At 72.1% G+C, this 26,760-nt stretch carries 26 protein-coding genes, 1 tRNA gene and 1 pseudogene; 16 read left to right on the forward strand and 12 right to left on the reverse strand.

Translation table 11 applies throughout. The features are described from left to right. Window positions 1-130 precede the first annotated feature (130 nt). The gene (locus ACFV0T_RS17920) at window positions 131-1,102 is read left to right on the forward strand and encodes a glucosyl-3-phosphoglycerate synthase (RefSeq protein WP_385779549.1); all 972 of its coding nucleotides are present in this window, start codon (window positions 131-133) and stop codon (window positions 1,100-1,102) included. A gap of 106 nt (window positions 1,103-1,208) precedes the next feature. Next, the gene (locus tag ACFV0T_RS17925) at window positions 1,209-2,666 is read left to right on the forward strand and encodes a trehalose-6-phosphate synthase (RefSeq protein WP_385779551.1); all 1,458 of its coding nucleotides are present in this window, start codon (window positions 1,209-1,211) and stop codon (window positions 2,664-2,666) included. Window positions 2,667-2,700: 34 nt separating this feature from the next. Here ACFV0T_RS17925 and otsB read toward each other — a convergent pair whose 3' ends face one another. The 3 genes from otsB to ACFV0T_RS17940 all read right to left on the reverse strand — a co-directional run bounded on the left by otsB (window position 2,701) and on the right by ACFV0T_RS17940 (window position 5,201). Continuing rightward, complete coding sequence (gene otsB, locus ACFV0T_RS17930) at window positions 2,701-3,570, reverse strand: trehalose-phosphatase (RefSeq protein WP_385779553.1); 870 nt, start codon at window positions 3,568-3,570, stop codon at window positions 2,701-2,703. A gap of 129 nt (window positions 3,571-3,699) precedes the next feature. Next, window positions 3,700-3,939, reverse strand: a complete 240-nt coding sequence (locus ACFV0T_RS17935; protein ID WP_385779554.1) for a DUF3263 domain-containing protein — start codon at window positions 3,937-3,939, stop codon at window positions 3,700-3,702. 38 nt (window positions 3,940-3,977) lie between these two features. Further along, window positions 3,978-5,201 carry an extracellular solute-binding protein gene (locus ACFV0T_RS17940; protein WP_385779610.1) on the reverse strand — a complete coding sequence of 408 codons (1,224 nt, stop codon included), beginning with the start codon at window positions 5,199-5,201 and terminating at the stop codon, window positions 3,978-3,980. A 176-nt stretch (window positions 5,202-5,377) separates the two neighbouring features. On the opposite strand from ACFV0T_RS17940, the gene ACFV0T_RS17945 reads away from it, so the two are divergent. The 3 genes from ACFV0T_RS17945 to ACFV0T_RS17955 all read left to right on the forward strand — a co-directional run bounded on the left by ACFV0T_RS17945 (window position 5,378) and on the right by ACFV0T_RS17955 (window position 8,525). After that, window positions 5,378-6,322, forward strand: a complete 945-nt coding sequence (locus ACFV0T_RS17945) for an ROK family protein (protein WP_385779556.1) — start codon at window positions 5,378-5,380, stop codon at window positions 6,320-6,322. Further along, entirely contained in the window at window positions 6,322-7,464 is a 1,143-nt protein-coding gene (gene nagA, locus ACFV0T_RS17950) for an N-acetylglucosamine-6-phosphate deacetylase (RefSeq protein WP_385779558.1), read from the forward strand. The genes ACFV0T_RS17945 and nagA overlap by 1 nt, the downstream gene beginning before the upstream one ends. 131 nt (window positions 7,465-7,595) lie before the next feature. After that, entirely contained in the window at window positions 7,596-8,525 is a 930-nt protein-coding gene (locus ACFV0T_RS17955) for a 1-phosphofructokinase family hexose kinase (RefSeq protein ID WP_385779560.1), read from the forward strand. 240 nt (window positions 8,526-8,765) lie between these two features. Here the strand turns inward: ACFV0T_RS17955 and ACFV0T_RS17960 are convergent, their stop codons facing one another. Together ACFV0T_RS17960 and cdgB are read right to left on the reverse strand one after the other, a co-directional pair. Then, on the reverse strand, window positions 8,766-9,698 hold the full coding sequence (locus ACFV0T_RS17960; RefSeq protein ID WP_385779562.1) for a CBM35 domain-containing protein: 933 nt from the start codon (window positions 9,696-9,698) through the stop codon (window positions 8,766-8,768). 131 nt (window positions 9,699-9,829) lie between these two features. Further along, window positions 9,830-11,488, reverse strand: a complete 1,659-nt coding sequence (gene cdgB, locus ACFV0T_RS17965; RefSeq protein WP_385779564.1) for a diguanylate cyclase CdgB — start codon at window positions 11,486-11,488, stop codon at window positions 9,830-9,832. A gap of 348 nt (window positions 11,489-11,836) precedes the next feature. Here cdgB and ACFV0T_RS17970 point away from each other — a divergent pair, with 348 nt between their 5' ends. Together ACFV0T_RS17970 and ACFV0T_RS17975 are read left to right on the forward strand one after the other, a co-directional pair. After that, a complete protein-coding gene (locus ACFV0T_RS17970) occupies window positions 11,837-12,421 on the forward strand; it encodes a flavin reductase family protein (RefSeq protein WP_385779566.1) in 585 nt (194 codons plus the stop codon). 45 nt (window positions 12,422-12,466) lie between these two features. Next, on the forward strand, window positions 12,467-12,958 hold the full coding sequence (locus ACFV0T_RS17975) for a GNAT family N-acetyltransferase (protein ID WP_385779568.1): 492 nt from the start codon (window positions 12,467-12,469) through the stop codon (window positions 12,956-12,958). A 66-nt stretch (window positions 12,959-13,024) separates the two neighbouring features. Here the strand turns inward: ACFV0T_RS17975 and ACFV0T_RS17980 are convergent. After that, a pseudogene (locus ACFV0T_RS17980) lies at window positions 13,025-13,855 on the reverse strand (sigma factor-like helix-turn-helix DNA-binding protein); the annotation flags it as partial. Window positions 13,856-13,979: 124 nt separating this feature from the next. Then, window positions 13,980-14,417: an alternative ribosome rescue aminoacyl-tRNA hydrolase ArfB gene (gene arfB, locus ACFV0T_RS17985; RefSeq protein WP_385779570.1), complete on the reverse strand. Its 438-nt coding sequence runs from the start codon at window positions 14,415-14,417 to the stop codon at window positions 13,980-13,982. A gap of 170 nt (window positions 14,418-14,587) precedes the next feature. On the opposite strand from arfB, the gene ACFV0T_RS17990 reads away from it, so the two are divergent. Both ACFV0T_RS17990 and ACFV0T_RS17995 read left to right on the forward strand, forming a co-directional pair. Beyond that, a complete protein-coding gene (locus ACFV0T_RS17990) occupies window positions 14,588-15,163 on the forward strand; it encodes a TerD family protein (protein WP_385779572.1) in 576 nt (191 codons plus the stop codon). 91 nt (window positions 15,164-15,254) lie between these two features. After that, a complete protein-coding gene (locus ACFV0T_RS17995; RefSeq protein WP_385779574.1) occupies window positions 15,255-15,812 on the forward strand; it encodes a GNAT family N-acetyltransferase in 558 nt (185 codons plus the stop codon). A 132-nt stretch (window positions 15,813-15,944) separates the two neighbouring features. Here ACFV0T_RS17995 and ACFV0T_RS18000 read toward each other — a convergent pair whose 3' ends face one another. Next, window positions 15,945-17,345: a M1 family metallopeptidase gene (locus ACFV0T_RS18000; protein ID WP_385779576.1), complete on the reverse strand. Its 1,401-nt coding sequence runs from the start codon at window positions 17,343-17,345 to the stop codon at window positions 15,945-15,947. Window positions 17,346-17,382: 37 nt separating this feature from the next. Between ACFV0T_RS18000 and ACFV0T_RS18005 the strand changes: the two genes are divergently transcribed. Continuing rightward, a complete protein-coding gene (locus ACFV0T_RS18005; RefSeq protein WP_385779578.1) occupies window positions 17,383-17,883 on the forward strand; it encodes a hypothetical protein in 501 nt (166 codons plus the stop codon). 15 nt (window positions 17,884-17,898) lie between these two features. Here the strand turns inward: ACFV0T_RS18005 and ACFV0T_RS18010 are convergent, their stop codons facing one another. Beyond that, window positions 17,899-18,603, reverse strand: coding sequence for a pentapeptide repeat-containing protein (locus ACFV0T_RS18010; RefSeq protein ID WP_385779580.1), 705 nt, complete (start codon window positions 18,601-18,603; stop codon window positions 17,899-17,901). A 191-nt stretch (window positions 18,604-18,794) separates the two neighbouring features. On the opposite strand from ACFV0T_RS18010, the gene ACFV0T_RS18015 reads away from it, so the two are divergent. Beyond that, window positions 18,795-19,775, forward strand: coding sequence for a zinc-binding dehydrogenase (locus ACFV0T_RS18015; protein WP_385779582.1), 981 nt, complete (start codon window positions 18,795-18,797; stop codon window positions 19,773-19,775). Between the two features lie 82 nt (window positions 19,776-19,857). On the opposite strand, the gene ACFV0T_RS18020 is transcribed toward ACFV0T_RS18015, so the two are convergent. Next, a complete protein-coding gene (locus ACFV0T_RS18020; protein WP_385779584.1) occupies window positions 19,858-21,264 on the reverse strand; it encodes an NAD(P)/FAD-dependent oxidoreductase in 1,407 nt (468 codons plus the stop codon). 10 nt (window positions 21,265-21,274) lie between these two features. After that, on the reverse strand, window positions 21,275-21,937 hold the full coding sequence (locus ACFV0T_RS18025; protein ID WP_385779612.1) for a rhomboid-like protein: 663 nt from the start codon (window positions 21,935-21,937) through the stop codon (window positions 21,275-21,277). Window positions 21,938-21,979: 42 nt separating this feature from the next. On the opposite strand from ACFV0T_RS18025, the gene ACFV0T_RS18030 reads away from it, so the two are divergent. Both ACFV0T_RS18030 and ACFV0T_RS18035 read left to right on the forward strand, forming a co-directional pair. Further along, complete coding sequence (locus ACFV0T_RS18030; RefSeq protein ID WP_385779586.1) at window positions 21,980-22,867, forward strand: aminoglycoside phosphotransferase family protein; 888 nt, start codon at window positions 21,980-21,982, stop codon at window positions 22,865-22,867. A gap of 262 nt (window positions 22,868-23,129) precedes the next feature. After that, a complete protein-coding gene (locus ACFV0T_RS18035) occupies window positions 23,130-23,609 on the forward strand; it encodes a GNAT family N-acetyltransferase (RefSeq protein WP_385779588.1) in 480 nt (159 codons plus the stop codon). Window positions 23,610-23,676: 67 nt separating this feature from the next. Here ACFV0T_RS18035 and ACFV0T_RS18040 read toward each other — a convergent pair. Beyond that, a tRNA-Thr gene (locus tag ACFV0T_RS18040) sits at window positions 23,677-23,750 on the reverse strand. Between the two features lie 218 nt (window positions 23,751-23,968). On the opposite strand from ACFV0T_RS18040, the gene ACFV0T_RS18045 reads away from it, so the two are divergent. From ACFV0T_RS18045 to ACFV0T_RS18055, 3 genes are all read left to right on the forward strand, one after another. Continuing rightward, entirely contained in the window at window positions 23,969-25,105 is a 1,137-nt protein-coding gene (locus tag ACFV0T_RS18045; protein ID WP_385779590.1) for an ABC transporter ATP-binding protein, read from the forward strand. A gap of 254 nt (window positions 25,106-25,359) precedes the next feature. Beyond that, entirely contained in the window at window positions 25,360-25,818 is a 459-nt protein-coding gene (locus ACFV0T_RS18050) for a hypothetical protein (RefSeq protein WP_385779592.1), read from the forward strand. A gap of 106 nt (window positions 25,819-25,924) precedes the next feature. Beyond that, window positions 25,925-26,656, forward strand: coding sequence for an NDP-sugar synthase (locus tag ACFV0T_RS18055; RefSeq protein ID WP_385779594.1), 732 nt, complete (start codon window positions 25,925-25,927; stop codon window positions 26,654-26,656). The last annotated feature ends 104 nt before the right edge of the window (window positions 26,657-26,760 follow it).

Here is a 26,760-nt window from a genome sequence, read left to right on the forward strand (position 1 = left end):
TTGTTCAAGACTGTAACCGAAGGCCAGGACAGTTGAGATAACCGTCCGAACCGCGAGATGCCCGTGCCCGTCGGCCGTCATCACGACGGGCACCACCTCCCGCCGCGAGAACGTAGAAGGAGCCGCCACCGTGCTGGAAGAAGTCGAGCGCTGGCTGAGCACACGCTCCTGGTCCGTGACCGATCGCCCGCTCCACAAGATCCTCGCCGCCAAGCGCGCCAGGGGCCAGTCGGTCTCCGTCGTCCTGCCCGCGCTCAACGAGGAGGAGACGGTCGGTGACATCGTCGCCGTGATCCGTCACGACCTCATGCAGCAGGTCCCGCTCGTCGACGAGATCGTCGTCGTCGACTCGGGTTCCACCGACCGCACCTCCGCGGTGGCCGCCGCCGCGGGCGCCCGGGTCGTCCACCGCGACGACATACTGCCCCGCATCCCGGCCGTGCCGGGCAAGGGCGAGGTGCTCTGGCGGTCCCTCCTGGTCACCCGCGGGGACATCGTCTGCTTCATCGACGCCGACCTGAAGGAGTTCTCCTCCGACTTCGTCTCCGGGATCGTGGGGCCGTTGCTCACCGACCCGGACATCGATCTGGTCAAGGCCATGTACGACCGCCCGCTGGGCGACGAGTCGAATGCGCTCGCCTCCGGCGGAGCGGCCGGCCAGGGCGGCCGGGTCACCGAGCTGATGGCCCGCCCGCTGCTGAACATGCACTGGCCGCGGCTGGCCGGGTTCGTGCAGCCGCTCGGCGGCGAGTACGCGGCCCGCCGTTCCCTGCTGGAGCAGCTCCCCTTCCCCGTCGGGTACGGGGTGGAGCTGGGCATGCTGGTCGACTCGCTGCACCTGGTGGGTCTCGACGCCCTCGCCCAGGTGGACGTGGGCGTGCGCAAGCACCGGCACCAGGACGGACAGGCGCTGGGCCGGATGGCCGCCGCGATCTACCGCACCGCACAGCTGCGCATGGCCCGCGGGCACCTGATCCGGCCCTCTCTGACCCAGTTCGAACGGGGGCCGGACGGCTTCGAGCCGCGCACGTACTCCGTGGACACGGAGGAGCGGCCGCCGATGGCCGAGATCGAGGAGTACGCGTCACGGAAGGTCGCGTGACGAACGCGCCGAGTGACAGCGACCGACAGTCGTATACAAATCTCCGCGGACTGTTGTGGGCCTTCCGTACGTTTGAGCGTTTCCGGGCCGGGCTAGGTTGAGGCGTATGGCTTCCACGCACGGCGCTGAGGTGCTGGTCGCGTCCAATCGCGGCCCGGTTTCGTACGAGGTGGGCGAGGACGGCTCGCTGCACGCCCGCAGGGGCGGCGGCGGGCTGGTCTCGGGCCTGTCCGCCATCGGGCCGGACGTCGGGGCACTGTGGGTGTGCTCCGCCCTGTCCGACGGCGACCGCGAGGCGGTCCGGCGCGGCGTGGGCGAGAGCGGGGTGCGGATGCTGGACATCCCGGCCGACGTGCACGCCGACGCCTACAACGGCATCGCCAACTCCGTGCTCTGGTTCGTCCACCACATGCTCTACCAGACACCGCTGGAGCCGGTCTTCGACGCGGAGTTCCGGCGTCGGTGGGCGTCGTACGAGAGGTACAACCGCGCCTTCGCGCAGGCGCTGGCCGAGGACGCGGCCGACGGGGCCACGGCGATCGTGCAGGACTACCACCTGACGCTGGTGCCGGGCATGCTCCGCGAGCTCCGTCCCGACCTGCGCATCGGCCACTTCTCGCACACGCCCTGGGCGCCGCCGGACTACTTCCGGATGCTGCCGGACGACATCCGCGAGCAGATCGTGTGGGGGATGCTCGGCGCGGACCGGCTGGGCTTCCTCACCCGGCGGTGGGCGCGCGCCTTCATGGAGTGCGCCGGGGAGGTGAATCCCGAGCGGATCTTCCCGAGCGGACCGAGCGGCGAGCCGGGCGCGACGATCGAGCACACGCCGGCCTCAGGGCGACCGACGCGCACCACGGTGATCGGCGTGCACGGCCTCGGGGCCGATGCCGAGTTCCTGCGCGCCCGTGCCCACCAGGCCGACGTCGGCGAGCGGATGGCGGCGCTGCGGACGGAGATCGGCGAGGGCCGCAGGACGATCGTGCGGGTCGACCGGACCGAGCTGTCGAAGAACATCGTGCGCGGCCTGCTGGCGTACCGGCAGCTGCTCGACGACCACCCGGAGTGGCGCGAGCGGGTCGTGCACGTCGCCTTCGCCTACCCGTCCCGGCAGGACCTCGCCGTCTACCGCGACTACACGGCCGAGGTGCAGCGGCTCGCGGACGAGATCAACGCCGGATACGGGACACCGGGCTGGACCCCGGTCGTGCTGCACGTGAAGGACGACTTCGCGCGCTCGCTGGCCGCGTACCGGCTGGCCGACGTGGCCCTCGTGAACCCGATCCGGGACGGCATGAACCTGGTCGCGAAGGAGGTGCCGGTGGTCTCCGACGAGGGGTGCGCGCTGGTGCTGTCGCGGGAGGCGGGGGCCTACGAGGAGCTGCGCGAGGACGCGATCACCGTCAATCCGTACGACGTGGTCGGCACCGCGCGGGCACTGCACGAGGCGCTGGTGATGCCGGTGCCCGAGCGGGCGGAGCGGACGAAGCGCCTGGCCGCCGCGGCGACCGCGCTGCCGCCGGCCCAGTGGTTCCTGGACCAGCTCGGTGCGCTGAAGGACTGAGCGCACGGTCGCGCGGTCCCGCGGGGCGGGCCGGTCAGCCGAGCCGGGCCGCCAGCGCGCGCAGCAGGTCCACGACCCCCTCCGGGCCGTTCACCACCAGGTCGGCCCGGTCCCGCAGTTCGGCGACCTCGTCGCTGCCACTGCACACCAGCAGGCCCGGGACGCCGTCGGAGCGGAGTTTGTCGACGGCGGCGAAGGCGGGCAGGTCGCCCAGGTCGTCGCCCGCGTAGACGACGGACTCGGCGGCGAGCTCGCGGGCGAAGTCCTGGAGGGCGACGCCCTTGTCCACGCCCGGCGGCCGCAGTTCGAGGACCATACGGCCCGGTTCGACGATCAGGCCGTACCGGGCGGCCAGCTCGGTGAGGGGGGCGCGCAGCACCTCGAAGGCGGCCTGCGGATCCTCGGCGCGTCGGGTGTGGACGGCCAGCGCCCGGCCCTTCTCCTCGATCCAGGTGCCCCGCCAGGCGCCGATCGTGTCGAGGAATCCCGGCAGCTCGGCACGTACGGCGGCGACGCCGGGGTGCGGCGGAGGGGCGGTCACGGTGCCGGTGCGGGCGTCCCAGCGTTCGGCGCCGTAGTGGCCGAGGACGACCAGGTGCTCCAGGCCGGGGACGCCGTCGAAGCCGCCGTGCCGCACGGCCACCGCGGCCGGCCGGCCGGTGACGACGGCCACCGCGGCCACCTTCGGCGCGAGGGCGGCGAGCGCGGGGACCGCGTCCGGGTGCGCGCGGGCCTGCTCGGGATCCGCCACGATCGGCGCGAGCGTGCCGTCGAAGTCGAGCCCGATCACCGCGCGGTGCGGGCGGGCGAGGACGGCGTCCAGCGCGTCGCGTCCCGCCCGGGTCGTGGGGGTCGGCAGGGACTGCGGTGCGGGATGCGGGGGGTGCGTGTCATGGCTGCCCATACGGCGACCCTATCCGCGCGACCGCACCCGCATGCGTGACTCACCTGTGTACCCGGTCGGTACCCGGCAACCCGAATCCGTGGCCGGCGACCGAACGGGACGGCGGCCCTCCGCCCGGTCGCCCCGCGCTCAGCGTTCCGCCCGCCGCGACTCCCGCACTCTTCTCAGGCGGTTCACCGTCACCGGGTCCGCCGCGAGGGCGCGCTCGTCGTCGAGGAGGGCGTTCAGGAGCTGGTAGTAGCGGACGGGGGCCAGGCCGAGTTCCTCGCGGATCGCGCGTTCCTTCGCGCCGGCGCCGGGAAAGCCCCGGCGTTCCAGGGCGAGGATGTCCCGTTCGCGGCGGCCGAGGCCTTCCTGCTCGTCGTCCATGACCGCACGGTAGTCCCCGCCACCGACAGGCGGGCGGCCTACTGCGCGGCGGCGTCCGCGGAGCTCGCCATCGCCTCCAGCTGCGCCAGCACCCCGGACGGGTTGCCGGTGGGCGTGACCGCCTGGCCGATGCGCTTCTTGACGGCCGCGCTGACCGTCGCCCAGGAGGTCTTGCCGACCGGGTAGAGCGTGGAGACGGGAAGTTCGTCCAGGAACGGCTTCAGGTCCTTGTCCCGCGCGGCCGCGCCCATGGCGTCGGACGCGGAGTCGGTGACCGGCAGCAGGTCGTACTCGCGGGAGAAGGTCAGCACGTTCTTCTCGTCGTAGACGAAGTCGAGGAACGAGCCGATCTCCTCGCTGTGGCCGTTCTTCTTGAACGCCGTCATCCAGTCGGCGACGCCCATCACGGAAGAGGAGGGGCCCTTCACGCCGGGCATCGGGACCATGCCGACCTGCACGCCCTTCTTCGTGGCCGCCTTCATCAGGGAGGGGTGGCCGTTGAGCATGCCGACGTCACCGGCGGCGAAGGCGGTGAACGCGGCCGCGCGGTTCAGGCTGCCGGGCGCGACCGGTCCGGTCAGGCCCTTGCCGACCAGCTCGTTCTTGAGCCAGTCGAAGGTCTCGACGTTCTGCGCGGAGTCGATGTCGTAGGTGCCGATGGTCCCGGCGTAGCCGCCCTCGCCGCTCAGCAGCCACTGCATGGTCTCGGCCTGCGCCTCCTCGGGGCCCAGGGGCAGCGCGTACGGGTACTTCACGCCCTCCGCCTCGAGCGCCTTCGCGTCGTCGGCGAGCTCCTCCCAGGTCGTCGGGGCCGTGCTGATCCCGGCCTTGGCGAAGAGGGCCTTGTTGTAGAAGAGCAGGCGCGTGGAGGCGGCGAACGGCATGCCGTACTGCACCCCGCTCACCTCGCCCGCCTGCGCGAGCTGGGGGGCGAAGTCGCCCTGTACGGGGATGGAGAGGACCTCACCGGCCTGGTACAGGAGGTCCTTCGCCGCGTAGTCGGCGTACGCGCCGATCTGCGCCATGTCGGGGGCGTCGCCGGCGGCGACCAGCTCCTTGACCTTGCGGTCGACGTCGTTCCAGGAGTAGACGGTGACGTCGATCTTCACGTTCGGGTGCTTCGCCTCGTAGTCCTTGACGAGGGCGGCCCAGTAGCCCTGGGAGCTGTTGGCCTTGCTGTCGCCGTAGTCGGCGGCGACCAGTCTCAGGGTCACCTCGTCGGAGCCGCCACCGAGCCCGCAGCCCCCCAGGACCGCCGTCATGCCCAGTGCGGACGCCGCCGCGATCATTCCTGTCCTGCCCCGCTGGCCCTGCTGCACCGCTGTTCGCTCCGATTCCGCTGACTGTTCATCTAACCGGTCGTCCGATTTTCGGATTAAGGTCTACACCACGCAAGTGGACTAGACCTCTCGCGGGTCCTGGGGCCACACTGTTCCCCGTGAGACATGTCATCGCCCTCGACGTGGGCGGCACCGGGATGAAGGCCGCCCTGGTCGGCGCGGAGGGCCAGCTGCTGTACCGGGCCCGCCGGGCCACCGGGCGCGAGCGCGGGCCCGACGCGGTCGTCGACGGCATCCTCGACTTCGCCGCCGAGCTGAGCGCCCACGGCGAGCGGCAGCTCGGCGAGCCCGCGGCCGCGGCCGGCGTCGCCGTCCCCGGCATCGTCGACGAGACGCACGGCATCGCCGCCTACGCGGCCAACCTCGGCTGGCGCGACGTCCCCCTGCGCGAGCTGCTCGGGCGGCGGCTCGACGGCATCCCCGTCGCCCTCGGGCACGACGTGCGCACCGGTGGACTCGCCGAGGGCCGGATCGGCGCGGGCCGGGGCGCCGACCGCTTCCTGTTCGTCCCCCTGGGCACCGGCATCGCGGGCGCCATCGGCCTCGACGGCCGGGTGGAGGCGGGCGCGCACGGCTTCGCGGGCGAGATCGGCCACATCGTCGTACGGCCCGGGGGATCCCCCTGCCCGTGCGGGCAGCACGGCTGTCTGGAGCGCTACGCGTCGGCCGCCGCCGTGAGCGAGGCGTGGGCCGCCGCCTGCGGGGACCCGGCGGCGGACGCCGCGGACTGCGCGAAGGCCGTCACGTCCGGCGACCCGAACGCCGTCCGGGTCTGGCAGGACGCCGTCGACGCGCTCGCGGACGGCCTGGTCACCGCGCTCACCCTGCTGGACCCCCGCATCCTCATCATCGGTGGCGGGCTCGCCGAGGCGGGGGAAACCTTGTTCTCGCCGCTGCGGGACGCCGTGCGGCGACGCGTCACCTTCCAGAAGTTGCCGTCGATCGTCCCCGCCGCGCTGGGGGACACCGCCGGATGCCTGGGCGCGGGACTCCTCGCCTGGGATCTCCTGACCACCACTGACCCCTCGGAGGTAACCGCCTGATGGCCACTAGCAAGGTTCTCGCCGGTGCCCGGGTGGTACTGCCCACCGGGACCGTGGACGGCGGCCGCGTGATCGTCGAGGGCGCCCGGATCGCCGGCTCGGCCCCGGCCGACGCGGAGACCGTGGACGTCAGCGGCCACTGGCTGGTCCCCGGCTTCGTCGACCTGCACAACCACGGAGGTGGCGGCGCGTCCTTCTCGGGCCCGGTCGACGACGCCCTGACGGCGATCCGGACCCACCGGCTGCACGGCACCACCACCCTGGTCGCCTCCACGGTCACCGACGACATGGACTTCCTCGCCCGGCAGGCCGGACTGCTGTCCGAACTGGCCGAGCAGGGCGACATCGCCGGCATCCACTTCGAGGGCCCGTTCATCTCGCCCTGCCGCAAGGGCGCGCACTCCGAGGAACTGCTGCGCGACCCGGACCCGGCGGAGGTGCGCAAGCTGATCGACGCGGCGCGCGGCCACGCGAAGATGGTCACCCTCGCCACCGAACTGCCGGGCGGCATCGACTCCGTACGCCTGCTCGCGGAGCACGGGGTGATCGCGGCGATCGGGCACACGGACGCGACGTACGAGCAGACGGTGGAGGCGATCGACGCGGGCGCGACGGTCGCCACGCACCTCTTCAACGCGATGCCCACGCTCGGCCACCGCACCCCGGGACCGATCGCCGCGCTGCTCGACGACGAGCGCGTCACGGTCGAGCTGATCAACGACGGCACCCATCTCCACCCGGCCGCGCTGGAACTGGCGTTCCATCACGCGGGAGCCGGGCGGGTCGCGTTCATCACCGACGCGATGGACGCGGCCGGCATCGGCGACGGCCGCTACATGCTCGGCCCGCTGGAGGTCGAGGTCAGCGAGGGCGTGGCCCGGCTGGTGGAGGGCGGCTCGATCGCGGGCTCCACCCTCACCCTGGACCGCGCGTTCCAGCGGGCGGTGACCATCGACAGGCTCCCCGTGGAGGACGTCGTCGCCGCCCTCAGCGCCAACCCGGCCCGGCTGCTGGGGATGTACGACCGGGTGGGTTCCCTCGACCCGGGCAAGGACGCGGACCTGGTGCTCCTCGACACGGACTTCGCCCTCAAGGGCGTGATGCGCCAGGGCGAATGGGTCGTCGATCCCCAACTGACCTGAAACGTCCGCTCGCAGAGAGACGGTGGCGCACCGAGGACTGGGCCGACCGCCGTCTCTTTGGCATGATCAGGACCCTGGACAAGGAGACACGGCAAACGTGTGCTGAATTCTTTCGGGGGAGGTCGGTCCGGGTGATACTCACGGTCACGCTGAACACCGCTCTCGACATCACCTATCGCGTACGGTCCCTGCGCCCGCACGCCTCCCACCGGGTGTCCGAGGTGTGGGAACGCCCCGGCGGCAAGGGCCTGAACGTGGCCCGCGTCCTGGCCGCCCTCGGCCACCCCGTCACGGCCACCGGTTTCGCGGGCGGCGCGACCGGTGTCGTCGTACGCGACCTGCTCACCGGCATATCAGGCGTACGGGACGCCCTGGTCCCGGTCTCGAGCCCGACCCGTCGCACGGTGGCCGTCGTCGACGGACTCTCCGGCGACACCACTCAGCTCAACGAACCCGGCCCGCTCATCACACCGACCGAGTGGGCGGGCTTCCAGGAGACGTACGAGAAGTTGGTCGCCGGCGCCGACGCCGTGGCCCTGTGCGGCAGCCTGCCGCCGGGGGTGCCGGTGGGGGCGTACGCGCTGCTGATCCGGACCGCGCGGGCGGCCGGGGTACCCGTCCTGCTCGACACCAGCGGCGAAGCCCTGCGCCGGGGCGTCGCGGCCCGCCCGGACATCGTCAAGCCGAACGCCGCGGAACTCGCCGAGCTCACAGGCTCCCACGAGCCCCTGAAAGCGACCCAGGACGCCCGCCGTCGCGGCGCCCAGTCGGTGGTCGCCTCCCTCGGCCCCCAGGGCCTGGTGGCGATCACACCGGAGGGCCGCTGGCGGGCGACTCCGCCCCGCCGCGTACACGGAAATCCGACCGGGGCGGGCGACTCGGCAGTCGCGGGGCTGCTGTCGGGCCTCGTAGAACGCCTGCCGTGGCCCGCGCGACTGGCTCGGGCGGCGGTCCTTTCGGCGGCGACGGTGCTGACGCCCGTGGCGGGGGAGTTCGACCGGGCGGTGTACGAAGAGCTCCTGGAGCAGGTCTCGGTGACGGAAGAGAGCAGCGCAGCCTGAGAGAGGCTTGGGGGCCGTGAGGGTCCTGCCACCACCGAGGGATACGACGGCGAGTACTCCGTGCCGGTGAAGAGCACGGCCGTCCGGGCCGACCGTCGCACCCGGGACCATGACCCCCGGGGCGGCGCTTGCGCAACCAATAGGGGAATCAAGACAGTTGGGGCCGCCAGTATCGGCGGCCCCCGAACTGTCGCCGTCTCAGGACGTCACCGTGGCCCAGGGCCGTCCGGCGGACAGGTCCTAACCCTCGTCGGCGGTGAGGTACATCTGGTCGAGGTTCGCGTTGCACTGGTTGCCCTCGTTGCACGCGACCACGACCGTATTGGTGCCCTTGGTCAGGTTGACGTTGGCCCAGGTGGTCTGCCAGCCCTTTTCCCAGTCACCCGCGGGAAGGCCGCCGAAGTTCTTCATGTTCAGCGACTGCGCGTTGGCCTTGCCGTTGACCACGAGCGTCGCGTTGGCGTCCACGCCCGGGATGCCGTAGCGCACGTAAAGGCGGTAGGTGCCGGCCTTCTCGATGCCGTTGACCGTCCAGGTGACCTTGGCGCCGACCTGGTTGAAGCCGGACACATAGACACCGCCGTTCGCCTGCGCGCCCTTGACGTCGGAAGAGGTGGTGGCCCCACCCTCCAGCCGCAGAGCCTTCGCGTCGATCTTCGGGAGTTCTCCGGCTGCCGCCGACGCGGAGGACGACGCGCTGGGCGACGTGCTCTCGGAGCTCGTCGGCGCCGTGCTCGCCCGGTCGTCGGACTTGTTGCCGTCGTCACCGCCCGTCATCGCCACCGCGATACCGATCACCACCGCCGCGACCACCGCGATCGCGCCGATCAGCAGGCCCTTGGTGTTGGGGCCGCGGCCCCGGCCGCCACCGCCGTGGGTCGGCTGCTGCGGGGCGGTGGGCGGGCCGCCGGGGAACGTCTCGGGCGCCGCGTAGTGCGTGTTCGGCTGGCCGTACGTGCCCTGCTGGGGCACATTGGGCTGGCCGTAGGCGGCCGTGGGCGCCTGCTGGCCGTACTGCCGCTCGCCGACCGCGCGCACCCGGCTGACCGAGTTCGGGTAGCCGTAGCCACCGCCGGACGGCGGCTGAGCTCCGTTGGCCTGACCGTCGGCGTAGAGGTAGCCGAACGGGTCGTCGTCCTCGGGCGTGCTCGCGCCGTTGTTGCCGGGCGTCATCCCTTCGTACTCCTCAACAGGTGCGGGTCGGATGCGGTACGTGTGTTCCTACGTGCCGAGAAGGGCGAGCCTACCCGCTTCCGCTGCCCCAAACGGGTGACTCAGACCGCATCAACACACTGACCTGCAGATCATCCAGCGCGTCTGTGCTGTTTGGGACGAGATCGTTTCTCGACGTACATCCGTTCGTCAGCTGACTTCAGGACTTCGTCCGCGGTCATGCCGCAGTGTGCCCAGCCGATGCCGAAACTGGCGCCCACCCGCACGGCCCGGCCCTCGGCCCGGATGGGCTGGATGATCTCGTTGCGCAGCCGTACGGCGAGGTCCTCGGCGTCCGCCAGGCCGAGGCCGTCGGCGAGGATCACGAACTCGTCGCCGCCGAGCCGGGCCACCGTATCGCCGTCGCGGACCTGCCGGCTGAGCCGCCGGGCGACCTCGATCAGGACCGCGTCGCCCGCGTTGTGCCCGAACCGGTCGTTGATCGACTTGAAGCCGTCGAGGTCGCAGAAGAGGACCGCGAGCCCCTTGGTGCCGTCGTCCTGGCCGTCCTCGGGGGCGGCGGTGTGCACATGGTGGTCGTAGGCGTCGTACGCCTCCGTGCCCGGCCGGAAGTCGAAGCCGTGGCCGTTGGCGTCGAAGGCGGGGTGTCCGAAGGCCGCGTCGTGGGAGTCGAGCGCGGCGGGGTGCGTCGACTGCGGACGCCGGCAGAGCCGGGCGGACAGCCGGGAGCGCAGCTCCGCGGAGTTCGGCAGGCCGGTGAGGGAGTCGTGGGAGGCGCGGTGGGCGAGCTGGAGCTCGCGGCGCTTGCGCTCCTCGATGTCCTCGACGTGGGTGAGCAGGAAACGGGGCCCGTCGGCGGCGTCCGCGACGACACTGTTACGCAGGGACACCCAGACGTACGTGCCGTCACGGCGGCCCAGGCGCAGCTCGGCCCGCCCGCCCTCGGCCGAGGTGCGCAGCAGGGTGCCGATGTCCTCGGGGTGGACGAGGTCGGAGAAGGAGTAGCGGCGCATCGCGGAGGCCGGGCGGCCCAGCAGGCGGCACAGGGCGTCGTTGGTGCGCAGGATCCGGCCGTGCTGCTCGCCGCCCATCTCGGCGATGGCCATGCCGGAGGGTGCGTACTCGAAGGCCTGTCGGAAGCTTTCCTCGCTGGCGCGCAGGGCCTGCTGTTCCCGTTCGAGCCGGACCAGCGCGCGCTGCATATTGGCACGTAGACGCGCGTTGCTGATCGCGATGGCGGCCTGGAACGCGTACATCTGGAGCGCCTCGCGCCCCCACGCGCCCGGCCGGCGGCCGTTGCGCGGCCGGTCCACGGACAGCACGCCGATCAGCTCGCCGCAGGAGCCTCCCGGCACCGCGGGCGTGAACATCGGCGCGAAGAGCCGGTCGGAGGGGTGCCACTCGTCCTCGAAGCGCGGGGCGGGCCCGTCGGTGTACCACTGGGGCACGTCGTCGTCGTCGAGGACCCAGCCCTCGGTGTGGGGTATGAACACCAGGTCGCCCCAGGTCTCGCCCATGCTCAGGCGGCGCTCCCAGGAGTCGCGCGAGCCGACGCGTCCGGTGATGAGCGCCTCGGCGGCCGGGTTGCCGGCGAAGGCGGCGACCACGAGGTCGCCGTCGGGGCGGACGAGGTTCACGCACGCCAGCTCGTACCCGAGGGCGGTCACCACGCCCTCCGCGACCGTCTGCAGTGTGTCCGCCAGGCTGCGTGCGGTGTTCATGTCCGCCATGACCTGGTGCAGCTGTCGCAGGGACGCAAGACGGACGTAGGGCTCCGACTCGGTCTCCATGCTCGCCCTCCCCCCGAGACTTCGCAGCGAATCAAGGGTTGTCTTCGGCGTACGTCCTTGCAGCTTCCCCGCCACTGAATCACAGCGCGCTCCCCACTCGGTACACAGGGTCAACAATTAATCGCCCTTGTGACTCAAGTCACAGCAGAACCTGAGCAATTGAGTGGAGTTTCTGCATTTCCCCTGTGCGTTTACTGAACGCAAACTTTGTGACTGTGAGGACTTGTTGCACAAAGTGTGCCGTGGGTCTCTCGTGCGTCCCGTGCGGGTCTCGGTCCAGGGGCGTAGGACCCTCCTCGGGCCGAGGTCCGATGTGCCGCCCGCATCGCGGAGGCTAGCGTTTCCGGCGTGCTGAAGACTCCCCCCGCCGTGCCCTCCCCCACCCCCGCTCCCGCCTCCGGGCATGCTGAGGGGGTGAGCAACGACGAGTTCCGCGCCGCGATGACCCGACTGGCCGCGGGCGTGGTCCTGGTGACCGCGCAGGAGCCGCCGCTCGACCCCGACGACCCGTCCGCGCCGGGCGGTGAGGACGTCGGCATGACCGCGACCGCCTTCCTGTCGGTGTCCCTGGACCCGCCCCTGGTGCTGGTCAGCCTGCGCACGGGCTCCCGCATGGACGACCTCCTCGACGAACAGCCCCTGTGGGCGGTCTCCGTGCTCACCGAGAGCCAGCGGCACATCGCCGGCCGGTTCGCGATGAAGGGCCGCATCAGCGACCGCCTGCTCTTCGAGGACATCCCGTACGTGCGGGGCGACGTCTCCGGCGCACCCCTGGTGGGCGGCGCGCTGGCGACCCTGGAGTGCCGCACCGAGCAGCGGACGACCGCGGGGGACCACACGCTGGTGATCGGGCGGGTGCTGACGGCGGAGGCACCGAGCGCGGAGGGCGGGCCACTGGTGTATTTCCGCGGGCGGTACCGGCAGTTGGGATGATAAATCCCGTGGCACCGCGTTGAATCGCGTGCCTACGGTCCCGGTATGACGACCCCTTCCGCACCGCGCCTCGAGGAAATCACACCCGCCAATTTCGACGCGGCGACCGGCATCCGGGTCCGCCCCGAGCAGGAGTACGCGGTCTCCCCGGTGATGAAGTCCCTCGCCGAGGCCTACGTCCATCCCGCCGGTGTCGCCTGGCCGCGCCTGATCGTCGACGGCGACCGGCCCGTCGGTTTCCTGATGGCCTTCCTCGACATCGACTGGCGCACCGACGGCACCCTCTTCCGCTCCGGACTGTGGCGCCTGAACATCGCGGCCGGCGAACAGGGCAAGGGCTACGGCCGCTTCGCCGTCGAGTCGGTGGCCGCCGAGATCCGCCGCCGGGGCGGCAAGGAGCTCTACGTCACCTGGCACCCCGGCCCCCACGGCCCGGAGGGCTTCTATCTGGGCCTCGGCTTCCGGACGACCGGTGAACTGAGCGAGGACGAGACCGTGGGCGTGCTGGACCTGTCCCAGGGCGTGTTTCGAAAGTAGCGTCGCCCGCCCGGAGGCCGGACGGGACTTTCGAGACGTCCTGGACGGGCTCGATGGTGAGGGTGTCACCCGGGCGGGATCCGTCGCGATGTCGATCACGGCGATCCGACCGTGTACGAACGTGAACGCCAGAGCCCGCTCGGGCCGCCCGTCGACGAGCACCACGAGCCCCGTGACGCCGTCGACCAGCGCCGGACTCGCCACCCGGGCGAGCGAGGCGAAAGCCGTCGCCCCGGCAGCCACCGCCGCCGCGCCGGTGGTCACCCCGGCTTCCGAACGCGCCACGACGTCCGGACCGAGCACCTCGACCAGCGCCGCGAAGTCGCCTTCCCGCGCGGCGGCCAGGAAGGCGTCCACGACATCCCGCTGCCGCGCCAGATCGGGCTCCGGGGCCGGGGCGCCCTGCACCCGGCGCCGGGCGCGGCCGGCTAGCTGCCGGGCCGACGCCGGCGTCCGGCCGACGATCGTCGCGATCTCCTCGTAGGGCACCGCGAACAGGTCGTGCAGCACGAAGGCCGGCCGTTCGGCGGGCGAGAGGGTGTCCAGGACGACCAGAAGGGCGGCGCCCACCGAGTCGGCGCGCAGCGCGTCCCGGGCGGGGCCGGCGTCGGCGGACGGGACCGGCGTCCTGGGGTTCAGGGGTTCAGGGGTTCAGGGGTTCCTCGGCGCGGGACCGGCGCGAGCGCAGCAGGTCCAGACAGACCCGGCCGACCACGGTGGTCGGCCGGCCCCCGAGGTTGTCGACCCGGCTGACGTCGGCGCGGCTCGGCCGCACCCAGGCCTCCTGCACCGCGTCGTCGGCCTCGGCGAGCGAGCCGAGCATGCGGTGGGCCACGGCCCGAAGAGGGCCGCGGTGCGCCTCGAAACGCGCGCGGCCAGGAACTCGGTCTCGCTCATCGTCACAACCCGTCGTCGTGGTCCGTGGTGGTCCGTCGTGATCCGTCGTCGTGGCACTGACGGATCGCGCGGCGCGGATGTGACAGCCGGCGGGGTGACCCCCGGCGGCCTGGCGGTGTGTGCGCTACGTCCAGTCCCGCCCGGACCGCCCCCGCTTGGTGTCCGAACGCTGCTTCTTCTGCCGCAGCCGCCGCTCGTTGATCCCGCGCGGGATCCGGGTCGCCCGGCGCGGCCTGGGCGGCGGCGCGGTGGCCTCGGCGAGGAGAGCCGCGAGGCGTACGGCGGCGGCCTCGCGGTTGCGCCACTGGGAACGGTGCTCGGAGGCACGGACGGCCACGACGCCGTCGACGAGCCGCCCGGCCAGCCGCTCCAGCGCCCGCTCCTTCCACACCTCGGGCAGCGCGGTCGTCCCGGCCAGGTCGAACCGCAGCTCCACCTGTGAGTCGCTGGTGTTGACGTGCTGCCCACCGGGCCCTGACGACCGCGAGAAACGCCACATGAGCTCGGCCTCGGGGAGCGAGACGGAGCCGCGGACGACATAAGGACCAGACATGCCGTCCATGGTCCCGCCTGTGTCCGGTCCACGTCACGCGAATATCCAGGCATTCGGGCGATCGGGTAAAGAAAGTAAAGACATCCGGAACCTTCGGTACGTCTCTCGGCGTTCATAGGGGTAGCTGTAGCTTCGTGCCGTACGAAGCCGCTACGCACCGAGGGAAGGGACTCCCAACAATGGCTGTAAGCCTGTCCAAGGGTGGCAACGTCTCGCTCACCAAGGAGGCTCCGGGCCTGACCGCCGTCACCGTGGGCCTCGGCTGGGACGTCCGCAGCACCACCGGTACCGACTTCGACCTCGACGCCTCCGCGATCGCGGTCAACCCCCAGGGCAAGGTCTACTCCGACGCCCACTTCATCTTCTTCAACAACAAGCAGACCCCGGACAGCACGATCGTCCACACCGGCGACAACCGCACGGGTGAGGGCGCCGGCGACGACGAGGCGATCAACGTCAACCTCGCGGGCCTGCCCGCCGACGTCGACAAGATCGTCTTCCCGGTCTCGATCTACGACGCGGAGACCCGCTCGCAGAACTTCGGCCAGGTCCGCAACGCCTACATCCGCATCGTGAACCAGGCCGGCGGCACCGAGATCGCGCGCTACGACCTCTCCGAGGACGCGGCGACCGAGACCGCCATGGTCTTCGGCGAGCTGTACCGCAACGGCGCGGAGTGGAAGTTCCGCGCGGTGGGCCAGGGCTACGCGTCCGGTCTGGCGGGCATCGCCAAGGACTTCGGCGTCAACGTCTGAGTCCCCACGCGACCGCACGGAGCCCCCGGCCACCCGGCCGGGGGCTCCGGCATGGACGGGCCACCGGCCGGACAGGTCCTACCCTGCGCCCATGCGACTCGACCCGCTCCGCCTCACCCCCGACCACGACATCCCGGCCCCCCTCCTCACCGAACTGACCGCGCTCTACGCGTCCAACCGCGTCTTCCACGCCCTCAGCGGCGACTTCCCCGACCCGGACGACGTCCGTCCGGAGCAGGTGGCGGCGGCACTGGCCGACGAGTTGGCGCAGCCGGGCGTGGAGGTGTCGCTGGCCCGCAGCGAGGGACGGCTCGTCGGGGTGGCCGTGACCCTGGCGCACCATCCCGACCCGGCCGACCCGGACCCGTGGATCGGGCTGCTGATGGTGGACGCGGGAGTGCAGCGGCGGGGGTACGGGCGGGAGCTGGCGGCTGCCGTCGAGGACCGCTTCCGCGCCGCCGGCCGTACCGCCGTACGCCTCGCCGTCCTGGACGACAACCCCGCCGGCCTCGCCTTCTGGACCGCCCTCGGCTACGAGGTCGTCGCCCGGCGGCGCGACCGCCAACTGGGCCGCCCCTGCGCCGTACTGCGCAAACCCTTGCGCACCGCGCGCCTGGACGAACTGGAGGCGCCGGACGGGCCGGGCTGATCGGACGGGCCGCACGGGCCGCATGGCTCGGACGGGTGAGACGGGGGCCGGTCCGCCCCGGTGCGGATGGCGGCGGTCGACTCTCGGCTGCCGGCCCTCAGCCCCCAGCCCTCAGCCCTCAGCCCTCAGCCCTCAGCGGTGTGCCGGCTTCCCGTCCCCGTACAGCCAGTCCTTCCAGATCCCGCTGAAGTCCTTGCCGGGCACCTGCTCCTCCACGTACGCCGTGAACTCGGCCGTGTCCGCGTTGCCGTGTCGGTGGGCGGCCGCCCAGCCCTGGATGAGGTCGTAGAAGGTGTCGTCGCCGACGGTCTGCCGGATCTTGTGCAGGACCATCGCGCCGCGCCAGTACACGGGCGGGTCGGAGATGTGTGCCGCGCCGGACGGTTTCCCGGGCGGGAACGCCCAGATCGCCTCGTTCGCCTCCGCGTTGTCGAAGTAGTCGCCGTCGTAGAGCGCGTCGAAGACCTCCTGGACGCTGTCGCCGCCCTGGTCCTCCTGCCACAGCAGCTCCGCGTACGTCGCGAAGCCCTCGTTGAGCCACATGTCGCGCCAGGTCTTCGGCGTGACGGAGTCGCCGTACCACTGGTGGGCGAGCTCGTGGACGAGGGTCTCGGTGTCGACCGCGCTTGGGAAGACCGGGCGGCTCTGGGTCTCCAGGGCGTAGCCGACGTCGTCGGCGCGGTCGACGATCAAGCCGGTGGAGGAGAAGGGGTACGGGCCGAGGTTGTACTCCGCCCACTCCATGACCTCGGGGATCTTCGCGACCACGGCACGGCTGTCGGCCGCGCGGGCCGGGTCGACGGCGACGTACACCGGCAGGCCGTCGTCGGTGGTGGTGCGGGTGACGTCGTAGTGACCGATCGCGACCGTGGCCACATAGCTCGCCATGGGTTCGCCGGTACGCCAGCTGAAGGTGGTGCGGCCGCCGGCGGTCTCCTCCTCGGTCAGCTCTCCGTTGGAGACCGCCGTCAGCCCCTTCGGCACGGTGACGGCGATGTCGTAGGTCGCCTTGTCGGAGGGGTGGTGGTTGCCGGGGAACCAGGCCATGGACCCCGTCGGCTCGCCGAGCGCGAGCGCCCCGTCGGCGGTGGTCAGCCAGCCTTCCCTGGAGCCGTCCGCGTCGGTGACGGTCATCGGGGTGCCCGCGTAACGGACCGTGACTCGGAAGGTCGCACCCTCGTCGATGTCGTCGTGCGGACGGACGGTCAGCTCCTGGCCGGCGCGGCTCCAGCGGGCCGCCCGGTCCTCGACGGTGACCGCCCGCACGTCCAGGCCCTTGAGGTCGAGATCGAAGGCGGACAGATCCTCGGTGGCGCGGGCGGTGATGTCGGCGGTGCCGGTGAGGTGGCGGCTGTCGGGGTCGTAGGTGAGTTTCAGGTCGTAGTGGGAGACGTCGTAGCCGCCGTTGCCCGCCTTCGGGAAGTAGGGGTCGCGCACTCCGGAGCCGCCCGGGGTGCCGTGGACGCCGCCGCTGCACGCGGTGAGGGCGAGGGCGAGCACGAGCGCGGGGACAACGGGAGCAGATCGGGACATGTCAGCGATCCTATGAGGGCGTGACACCATCACGTACGTGCTCGACATCGGCTATGCCCTCTCGAACCGGTTCCCGGACCCGCCCCAGACGGACTACCGCCGCGCGGACGTCCACGCGCTGCGCCACGATCTGTTCTGCGGCGACGTCTATCTGGCGGACACCGAGAAGGACCGGGAGTTGTCCACAGCCTGGGGATGGGTGCCGGTGCTGGACTTCGCCTGGGCGCTGTGCGACATCGTGGAGCGGGTCGACCGGGACCCGGCGGGCTCCCGTGCCTCCCGTCCGCAGTACGCGGAGCTGGATTTCACCGAGTCCACCGACCGCATGCTCTTCGAGCGCCGCTTCGGCTGGGTCGACGTAGAGGCGGACTGGATGCCGGCCGAGGAGCCCCCGCTCACCTTCTCCCACGCCGAACTGCGCCGCGAGGCAAGGGACTTCCTGCACGACCTGATCGCCGACCTGGTCGACCTGCACGACGACCTGGGCGAGAACCCGGCGATCTGGACCCTCCAGGCCCGCTTCCCGAGACTGCCCTGACCCCGGCACCCGCCCTCACCCCTCCACGCGGAGCCCCAGCTCCGCCGCCAGCACCGGTGCCAGATCCAGCAGTTGTGCCGTGCTGACCACCGCGCCCCGCAGCCGGTCCACGCCCCGGGCGATCTCCAGCGAGACGGCCCCGCGCAGATCCACGTCCGTCAGGGTCGCCGCGCCGAAGTCCACGCCCCTCAGCGCGCAGTCCACGAACTCCACCCGCTCCAGACGGGCACCCCCGAAGTCCGGCTCGACCAGGACGCAGCCCTCGAAGACGACGTCCTTCAGCCGGGCCGTGCGCAGGTTGAGGTAGTCGATCTTCCCGCCCCGGATCACCACCCGCTCCAGCACGGAGCCGTGCAACTGCACCCCGCCCAGCCGCGCGTCGAGCAGCTCCACGTCCCGCAGGGTCGACTCGGCGAGGTCGGTGCCGACACCCCGTATGCCGGTGAGGACCGAGTCCAGGATCCGGGCGTGGTGCAGTCGCGTCTCGTCCAGCGCGCAGCCCCGCAGCGCACAGTCCATGAAGCGCGCGCCCGCGCCGTCCTGCCCGGCGAAGTCCCGCTCGCGGAACTCCAGCCCGTCGTAGTCCCCGTCGGGCTCCAGAGCGCCCCCGTCGTACGGCTCCAGCGGCGGCAGCCGCAGCTCCGGCCGCCGCGCACCCTTACGGCCGGTCCCGCCGCCCCCTCCGGCCCTGCCTGTCCCACTCACACCTGTCCGCGCCATGCCCCCATCCTGCACCGCGCCACTGACACTCACCCCGACCTGCACGGACACAGCCGGCCCCGCCACCCAGGCCCGCCAAACCCCGCCAGGACCGCCGCCCCTTGACCTCAAGCACGCTCGAGGTCGAAGAGTGGGCGGCACCCGGACCGCACCCACGCGGCACCCAAGTGACCCGAACGGGGAGCCCCTTCATGCGCGCCATCCGCCTCCACGCCTTCGGCCCCGCCGAGAACCTCGTCCACGAGCGGGTCGAGGATCCCCTCCCCGCCCCCGGCCAACTGCGCATCGCCGTGGCCGCGGCCGGTGTCCACCTCCTCGACACCGCCCTGCGCGAGGGCTTCCGGGGCCCGCTGCCCGAGCCGCCCGTCCTGCCCACCGTCCCCGGCCGCGAGGTCGCCGGCACCGTCGAGTCCGTCGGCGAGGGCGTCGACGGGCACTGGCTCGGCAGGCGTGTCGTCGCCCACCTCGGTCTCGCTCCCGGCGGCTACGCCGAGCTCGCCGTCACCGACGCCGGCCGGGTCCACGAGATCCCCGCGAACCTCGACTTCGCCCAGGCCGTCGCCATGATCGGAACGGGCCGTACGACGATGGGGATCCTCCAGTTCGCCGAGCTCGGCCCCGACTCGGTCGCCGTGATCCCGGCCGCCGCGGGCGGCATCGGCACCCTGCTCGTGCAGTACGCCAAGAACGCCGGTGCCACCGTCGTCGGCCTCGCGGGCGGCCCGCGCAAGGTGGCGCGGGTGCGCGCCGAAGGCGCCGACCTCGCCGTCGACTACACCGACCCCGCCTGGCCCGACAAGGTCCGCGCGCACCTCGGCGGACGGCCGGCCACCGTCGTCTTCGACGGCGTCGGCGGCGCCGTCGCCCGCGAGGCCGTCGCCCTGCTCGGCCCCGGCGGCCGGCACCTCGTCTTCGGCTGGTCGGCGGAGGGCCTCCGCGGCGGCGGCGCCCACCTCGTCGACGGCGTCTCCGAACAGGTCCTCGGGCCCGCCATGATGCGCAGGGCCGGGGGCGCCGACCCCGTACGCACCCTCGAACTGCGCGCCCTCGCCGAGGCCGCCGCGGGCCGCCTCACCCCCGCCGTCCAGCGCTTCCCGCTGGCCGAGGCCGCCGCCGCGCACCGCGCCCTGGAGACCCGCGGCACGACCGGAAAGGTGGTCCTGGAACCCTGACCGGGCACAGCCCACCCGAAGCCCAGCCCCTGCGGAGCACCCGCATCCACCCCGGCCCGTCGCCGCCACCTCGACAGGTGGCTCAGTACCGCCCCGCCACCCGGTCCGCCAGCCGTGCCAGCCGCGAGGACTCGGCGCCGTGTGTCTCCCGCTCCCGCCGGTCCGCCGCCCGGTAGGTGGCGTACATCCCCCGCACGCCCAGCCACCGCAACGGCTCCGGCTCCCAGCGGCGGACCCGGTGCCCCACCCACGGCAGATCCGTCAGCTCCGTCCGTCCGCTCTGGCCGGAGTCCTGCTGGACGAGGTCCCGCAGGGTGCGGGCGGCGAGGTTGGCGGTGGCGACGCCCGAACCGACGTAACCGCCCGCCCAGCCGAGCCCGGAGGACCGGTCCAGGGTGACCGTCGCGCACCAGTCCCGCGGCACGCCCAGCACCCCCGACCAGGCGTGCGCGACCCGCACACCGGCCAGCGCCGGGAAGAAGTCGACCAGGATCTCCCGCAGCGCCTCGACGGTCGCCTCCTGCGTGCGCCCGTCGTTGTCGGTCCTCGACCCGAAGCGGTACGGGACGCCCCGCCCGCCCAGCGCGATCCGGCCGTCGGCCGTGCGCTGCGCGTACATGTACGCGTGCGCCATGTCGCCCAGCGTCTGCCGCCCGTCCCAGCCGACCGCCGCCCACTGCTCCGCCGTCAGCGGCTCGGTCGCGATCATCGAGGAGTTCATGGGCAGCCAGGTCCGCCGCTGCCCCTTGAGCGAGGCCGTGAACCCCTCCGTGCAGCGCAGGACGTAGGGCGCGCGAACGGTCCCGTACGGCGTGACCGCGTGCTTCGGCCGGATCTCCGTCACCGGCGTCGACTCGTGCAGGGTCACCCCCAGCGCCTCCACGGCCGCCGCCAGCCCCTTCACGAGCTTCACCGGGTGCAGCCGCGCGCCGTGCGGCGTCCACGTCGAGCCGACCGCGTCCGCGACCCGGATCCGCTCGGCCGTCTCCCGCGCGCCGTACAGCTCCCGGTCCTTCTCGCCGAACGCCAGCTCGCCCGCGTGGAACGCCTTCAGCCGCGCCAGCTGCGCCGGGGTGCGGGCGACCTCCAGCACCCCGCCCTTGTGGACGTCCGCCTCGATGCCCTCGTCGCCGGCGACCCGGACGACCTCGTCCACGGTGTCGTTCATGGCCCGCTGCAACCGCACGGCCGCCTCCCGGCCGTGCAGCTTCGCATACCGGTCCCGGCCCGCGATGCCGTTGTACAGCCAGCCCCCGTTGCGGCCCGAGGCGCCGTATCCGCAGAACTTCTGCTCCAGGACGGTGATGCGGAGGAAGGGGGCCGCCTTCTTCAGGTAGTACGCGGTCCACAGGCCCGTGTACCCGCCCCCGACGATCACGACGTCCGCGGACGCGTCCCCGGCCGGCGGTTCCCGCCGCGCGGGCAGTCCGTCGTCCGCGTACCAGAAGGAGACCCCGCCGTTCACCACACCGCCGCCCGAGTCGCTCATGGCCGGGACGTTAACCCCTGGGCGCGACCGCTGTCTCCTTCGGATCCCGCACTTTTCCACGCCCTCTGACCAGCGGATAGCACGCCAGCCCGATCAGCACGGCGACGAAATGCCCGACGTCGGTGAAGGTGCGCCCGGTCACCAGCGGCACCGTGTAGACGCCGGCCACGCACGCCAGATACAGGCACCGCCAGGGCGACGCGATCCGGTAGGTCAGTACCGCGACCACGCCCGCCAGCGCGTAACTCACCCCGACGTCGAGGGTGTCGACCGCCGAGGCCGGCGCCATCCCGTCCCGGACCGCCTTCAGCAGCGCGCCCTCGCTGATCAGGGTCGCCAGCACATGCGCGGCCCCGCACACCACCAGCCAGCGCGGCGTGCCCAGCCAGCGCTCGGCCTGCGCGTGGAAGACGGAGTAGAGCACGACGTACGGCCACCAGAACCCGCCGTCGATCCACATCGCGCTGGCGATCAGCACCCGCACCGGATTGTTCGACAGCTCATGGATGTTCGTCGACCGCTGCCGCAGGAAGTCCGCCTCGAACTCCGGCGACATGTGGTGCAGGGCGACCGTGGTGACGAACAGGATCCCCAGCCACACATAGGTCCCGGGCGCACTGCGGACGTACGCCCACGCCCGGCCCGCACCGCCGCCCTCGCCGCTGTTGCGCATGAGCCGATTCACACCCGCAAGTATCGTCAGTATCGTCCCCCTGTGATCGACATCCCGGGAGAGCTGGCGGCGGCGCAGGAGAAGTTCAACGGAGCGGCCGGACGTGCCTTCGTCACCGGGCTGCCCCGGCTGGCGGCCGGCTTCCTGGACCGCTGGGAGCTGCGCCTCGACGGCCCCTCCCTGCACGGCGTCACCGCCCTCGTCCTGCCGGTCCGCCGCGCCGACGACACCCCCGCCGTACTGAAGATGCAGCTCGTGGACGAGGAGAGCGCCGGCGAACCGGTCGCCCTGCGGGCGTGGGACGGCGACGGGGCCGTACGGCTGCTGCGGCACGACGAGGCGACCGGCACCCTGCTCCTCGAACGCCTCGACGCGACCCGCGCGCTGTCCCGGCTCCCGGACCCGTACGAGGCGGTCCTCGTCATCGCCCGGCTGCTCGCCCGGCTGACGGCCCGCCCCGCTCCGGCCGGGCTGCGCCGCCTCGGCGACCTCGCCCGCGCCATGCTCGAACGGACCCCGGCGGCCCTGGACCGCGTCCCCGACCCCGGGACCCGCCGGCTCCTCGCCGACTGCGCCGCCGCCGTGCGCGACGTACTGGCCGAACCCGGCGACCGGCTGCTGCACTGGGACCTGCACCACGACAACGTCCTGGCAGCCGACCGCGCCCCCTGGCTCGCCATCGACCCCAAGCCGCTCGCCGGCGACCCCGGCTTCGAGCTCCTGCCCGCCCTGCGCAACCGTTACGACCCCGACGACCTGCTCCGGCGCTTCGACGCCCTGACCGACGTCCTCGGTCTCGACCGGGCCCGCGCGAGGGCCTGGACCCTCGGCCGGGTGCTCCAGAACTGCCTCTGGGAGATCGAGGCCGGACGCCCGCCGCAGGACACCCAGCTGGAGATCGCGCGCAGGCTGCGAAGCTCCGGCGGGTGACGCCGACGCGCCGGCCGGGACCCGCTACCGCGGCGGAACCGCCCGCCGGGCCCCGCGTCTGCGGCACGATCTGCCGGACGGGTCCTAGTGCCGTGGCAGGCAACGTTCGCCCGTGAAGGAGCGGCGTCCGGTGCGTGCTCCCGGCGGGCCGGCCGGAAGTCCTCGTACTGGGCGAACGTGGGCTTTCGGCCGGTGCGGCGAGAGGGCGTGCCGGGCGTCGCGACGGGGCGAACGTCGCCTGCTGCGGCACTAGGCTCCCCGCATGATCCGTACCGCGACCCCCGCCGACCTCCCCGTCGTGCACGCCCTGATCCGCGAACTCGCCGAGTACGAGAAAGCCCCGCAGGAAGCCAGGGCCACGCAGGAGCAGCTCCACGAGGCGCTGTTCGGTGAGCGGCCCGCCGCCTTCGCCCACATCGCCGCGGACGACGACAGCGGGGAGCCGGTCGGCTTCGCGCTGTGGTTCCTGAACTTCTCCACCTGGCGCGGTGTCCACGGCATCTACCTGGAGGACCTGTACGTGCGGCCCATGTCCCGCGGCGCCGGCCACGGCAAGGCCCTCCTGAGGGAACTCGCCCGCATCTGCGTGGCGCGCGGCTACCAGCGCCTGGAGTGGTCGGTCCTGAACTGGAACCGGCCCGCGATCGACTTCTACGACTCACTCGGCGCCCGTCCCCAGGACGAGTGGACGGTGTACCGCCTGACGGACGAGCCGCTGGCCAAGCTGGGCACCCAGGAATAGCCCCGGCACGCCCTCGCACCCCTACCGAAAGCCCAGGTCAGAACAGCTTTGACCTGGGCCTTCCCGGAGCCCCCTGTCGGATTCGAACCGACGACCTTCGCTTTACAAGAGCGGCGCTCTGACCAGCTGAGCTAAGGAGGCCTGCGCGCGCGAAGGACGCGCGTGCCCGTGCAGTGTACCCAGGTCGCGGGGGCGGCCTGTCGAAAATTGCCGCGAAGTTCACAGTCCCCCAGGTAATGACAGAGCAGCTGAACGCCAGGTACCGTCCTGATGCAGTTCACTCGTGTGGACTACACCAATCCACCTTCCTACAACGGATCGTCCGGCACGTTCCTGCCGGTAGAAGGGGGCCCATCACCATGGCCACTGTCTCGTTCGACAAGGCGACCCGGATCTACCCGGGTTCCGACAAGCCCGCCGTAGACGCACTCGAGATCGAGATCGAGGACGGAGAGTTCCTCGTTCTGGTCGGTCCGTCCGGCTGCGGCAAGTCCACCTCGCTCCGGATGCTCGCGGGGCTCGAGGACGTGAACGCCGGCGCCATCCGCATCGGTGACCGTGACGTCACCCACCTGCCGCCCAAGGACCGGGACATCGCGATGGTGTTCCAGAACTACGCGCTGTACCCGCACATGACGGTCGCCGACAACATGGGCTTCGCGCTCAAGATCGCCGGCGTCAACAAGGCGGAGATCCGGCAGAAGGTCGAGGAGGCCGCGAAGATCCTCGACCTGACCGAGTACCTGGACCGCAAGCCGAAGGCGCTGTCCGGTGGTCAGCGTCAGCGGGTGGCGATGGGCCGCGCCATCGTGCGTGAGCCGCAGGTGTTCCTCATGGACGAGCCGCTGTCCAACCTGGACGCCAAGCTCCGTGTGTCGACCCGTACGCAGATCGCGTCGCTCCAGCGCCGCCTGGGCATCACGACCGTGTACGTCACCCACGACCAGGTCGAGGCCATGACGATGGGCGACCGCGTGGCGGTCCTCAAGGACGGTCTGCTCCAGCAGATCGACACCCCGCGCAACATGTACGACAAGCCCGCCAACCTGTTCGTGGCCGGCTTCATCGGCTCCCCGGCGATGAACCTGGTCGAGGTGCCGATCACCGACGGCGGTGTGAAGTTCGGCAACAGCGTGGTGCCGGTCAACCGCGACGCGCTGAAGGCCGCCGCCGACCGCGGCGACCGCACGGTCACCGTCGGCGTCCGTCCGGAGCACTTCGACGTGGTCGAGCACAACGGCGCCGCCGCCGCCTCGCTGTCGAAGGACACCGAGGACGCCCCGGCCGGTCTCGCGGTCTCCGTGAACGTCGTCGAGGAGCTCGGCGCCGACGGCTACGTCTACGGCGCCGCCGAGGTCGACGGCGACGTCAAGGACCTGGTGGTCCGCGTCGGCGGCCGTCAGGTGCCGGACAAGGGCGCGCAGCTGCACGTCGTGCCGCGGCCGGGCGAGATCCACGTGTTCTCGACGTCCACGGGCGAGCGCCTCACCGACTGATCGCGCGACAGCACGGATCATCCCGGGATGTTTCGCCACATCCCGGGACGGTGATTCCCGGGTAATTCACCCAGGTTGACGAATCGGGCCCCGCAGACCCCTGCGGGGCCCTTTCCGTTGTCGACAAATACCCCGGCAAACCGCCCGTTTCGAGCGCTGTACGTCAACGCCTTACCCAAAACGGGGCACCACTTCATCCCCCGAACCGGTGACTAAATGTCGCCAAATCATTACCGGGCGCTACCCTCACACGCGTGAAGCACTCCATCTCCCAACAGACGCGACGCGGCCACCGGGGCCCCGCCCGCCGGATCGGCCGCACCCTCGCCCTCGTCCTGCCCGTCGTCCTGGTGCTCTCCGGGACCCTCGCGGTCACCCGAGTCAACTGGTCGGGGAACCCCTCGAACTCGGTGCTCACCGCGTCCGACGTCTCCACCGCGGGCGGCACCTCGCACTCCGCGGCCCGCGCACCGCAGGACGTGCTGCGTGACCGGCTGCTGACCGAGCTGCAGGACAAGAACCCGGGTGAGGTCCTCACCCACCTCCAGCAGGCCGTCAACGGCCGTCCGTCACTGGCCGAGCACTGCGTCTCCATCGCCCGCGCCCTGGGCCGGGCCGCGGTCCGCATCTACGGCCCCACGCGCGCCCAGTCGTACGCGCGCCCCGTCTGCGACACCTCCTTCGCGTCGGGGGTGGCGGCCGCCCACAGCTGAGCTCTGACACCCCCGACCCCGCCACCGGGGCGAACGGTCGGAAACGGCTGGTTAAGGATCGATTGCCGGTCCAGGCCACGAGCGGGGCGCCGCGTACAGTTCGGGCATGACCGATCCGCACGCCGCGTCCCGCCCCACGCAAGCCGTCGTCCTGGCCGGTGGCCAGGGCTCCCGGCTGCGCCCGTACACCGACGACCGGCCCAAGCCGATGGTCGAGATCCCCGGCACGGGGACGCCGATCATCGGCCATCAGCTCGTCTGGCTCGCCGAGGAGGGCGTGACGGACGTGGTGGTCAGCTGCGGCCATCTCGCCGACGTCCTGCAGAAGTGGCTGGACTCCGCCGACCTGCCGGTGAACGTCACGACGGTCGTCGAGACGGAGCCGCTGGGCCGCGGCGGCGGCCTGAAGTACGCCGCCGCCCACCTCCCCCACCCGGACCGGCCCTGGTACGCCACGAACGGCGACATCTGGACCCGTTTCTCGCTGCGCGACATGGCCGACTTCCACACCGAGCGGGACGCCGCCGCGACGCTCGCCCTGGCCCGCCCGCGCATCCCGTGGGGTGCGGTGAAGACGGACGGCTTCGGCCACATCACGGACTTCATCGAGGCCCCGCCGACGACGTACGAGATCAACGCGGGCGTCTACGTCTTCTCCCCCGAGTTCGCCGATCTGCTCCCCGCGCGGGGCGACCACGAGCGGACCACGTTCCCGCATCTGGCCCGTGAGCGCCGCCTCGCGGGCTTCCCGATCCCGCAGGGCGCCTACTGGCGGGCGATCGACACGGCGAAGGACCTCACCGAGGCCGCGCGGGAACTGGCGGCCCTGGGCCGCTGAGAAGCCCGTCCAGCACGCGCCCACGCACGCTCCTGCGACGCCCGCGGACGCGCTACGACGCCACCGACGCCCGTACGACGACGGGGTCCCGCACGGTCATGTGC

Origin of the sequence: Streptomyces sp. NPDC059582 (assembly GCF_042735715.1) — a bacterium.
Lineage (GTDB): Bacteria > Actinomycetota > Actinomycetes > Streptomycetales > Streptomycetaceae > Streptomyces.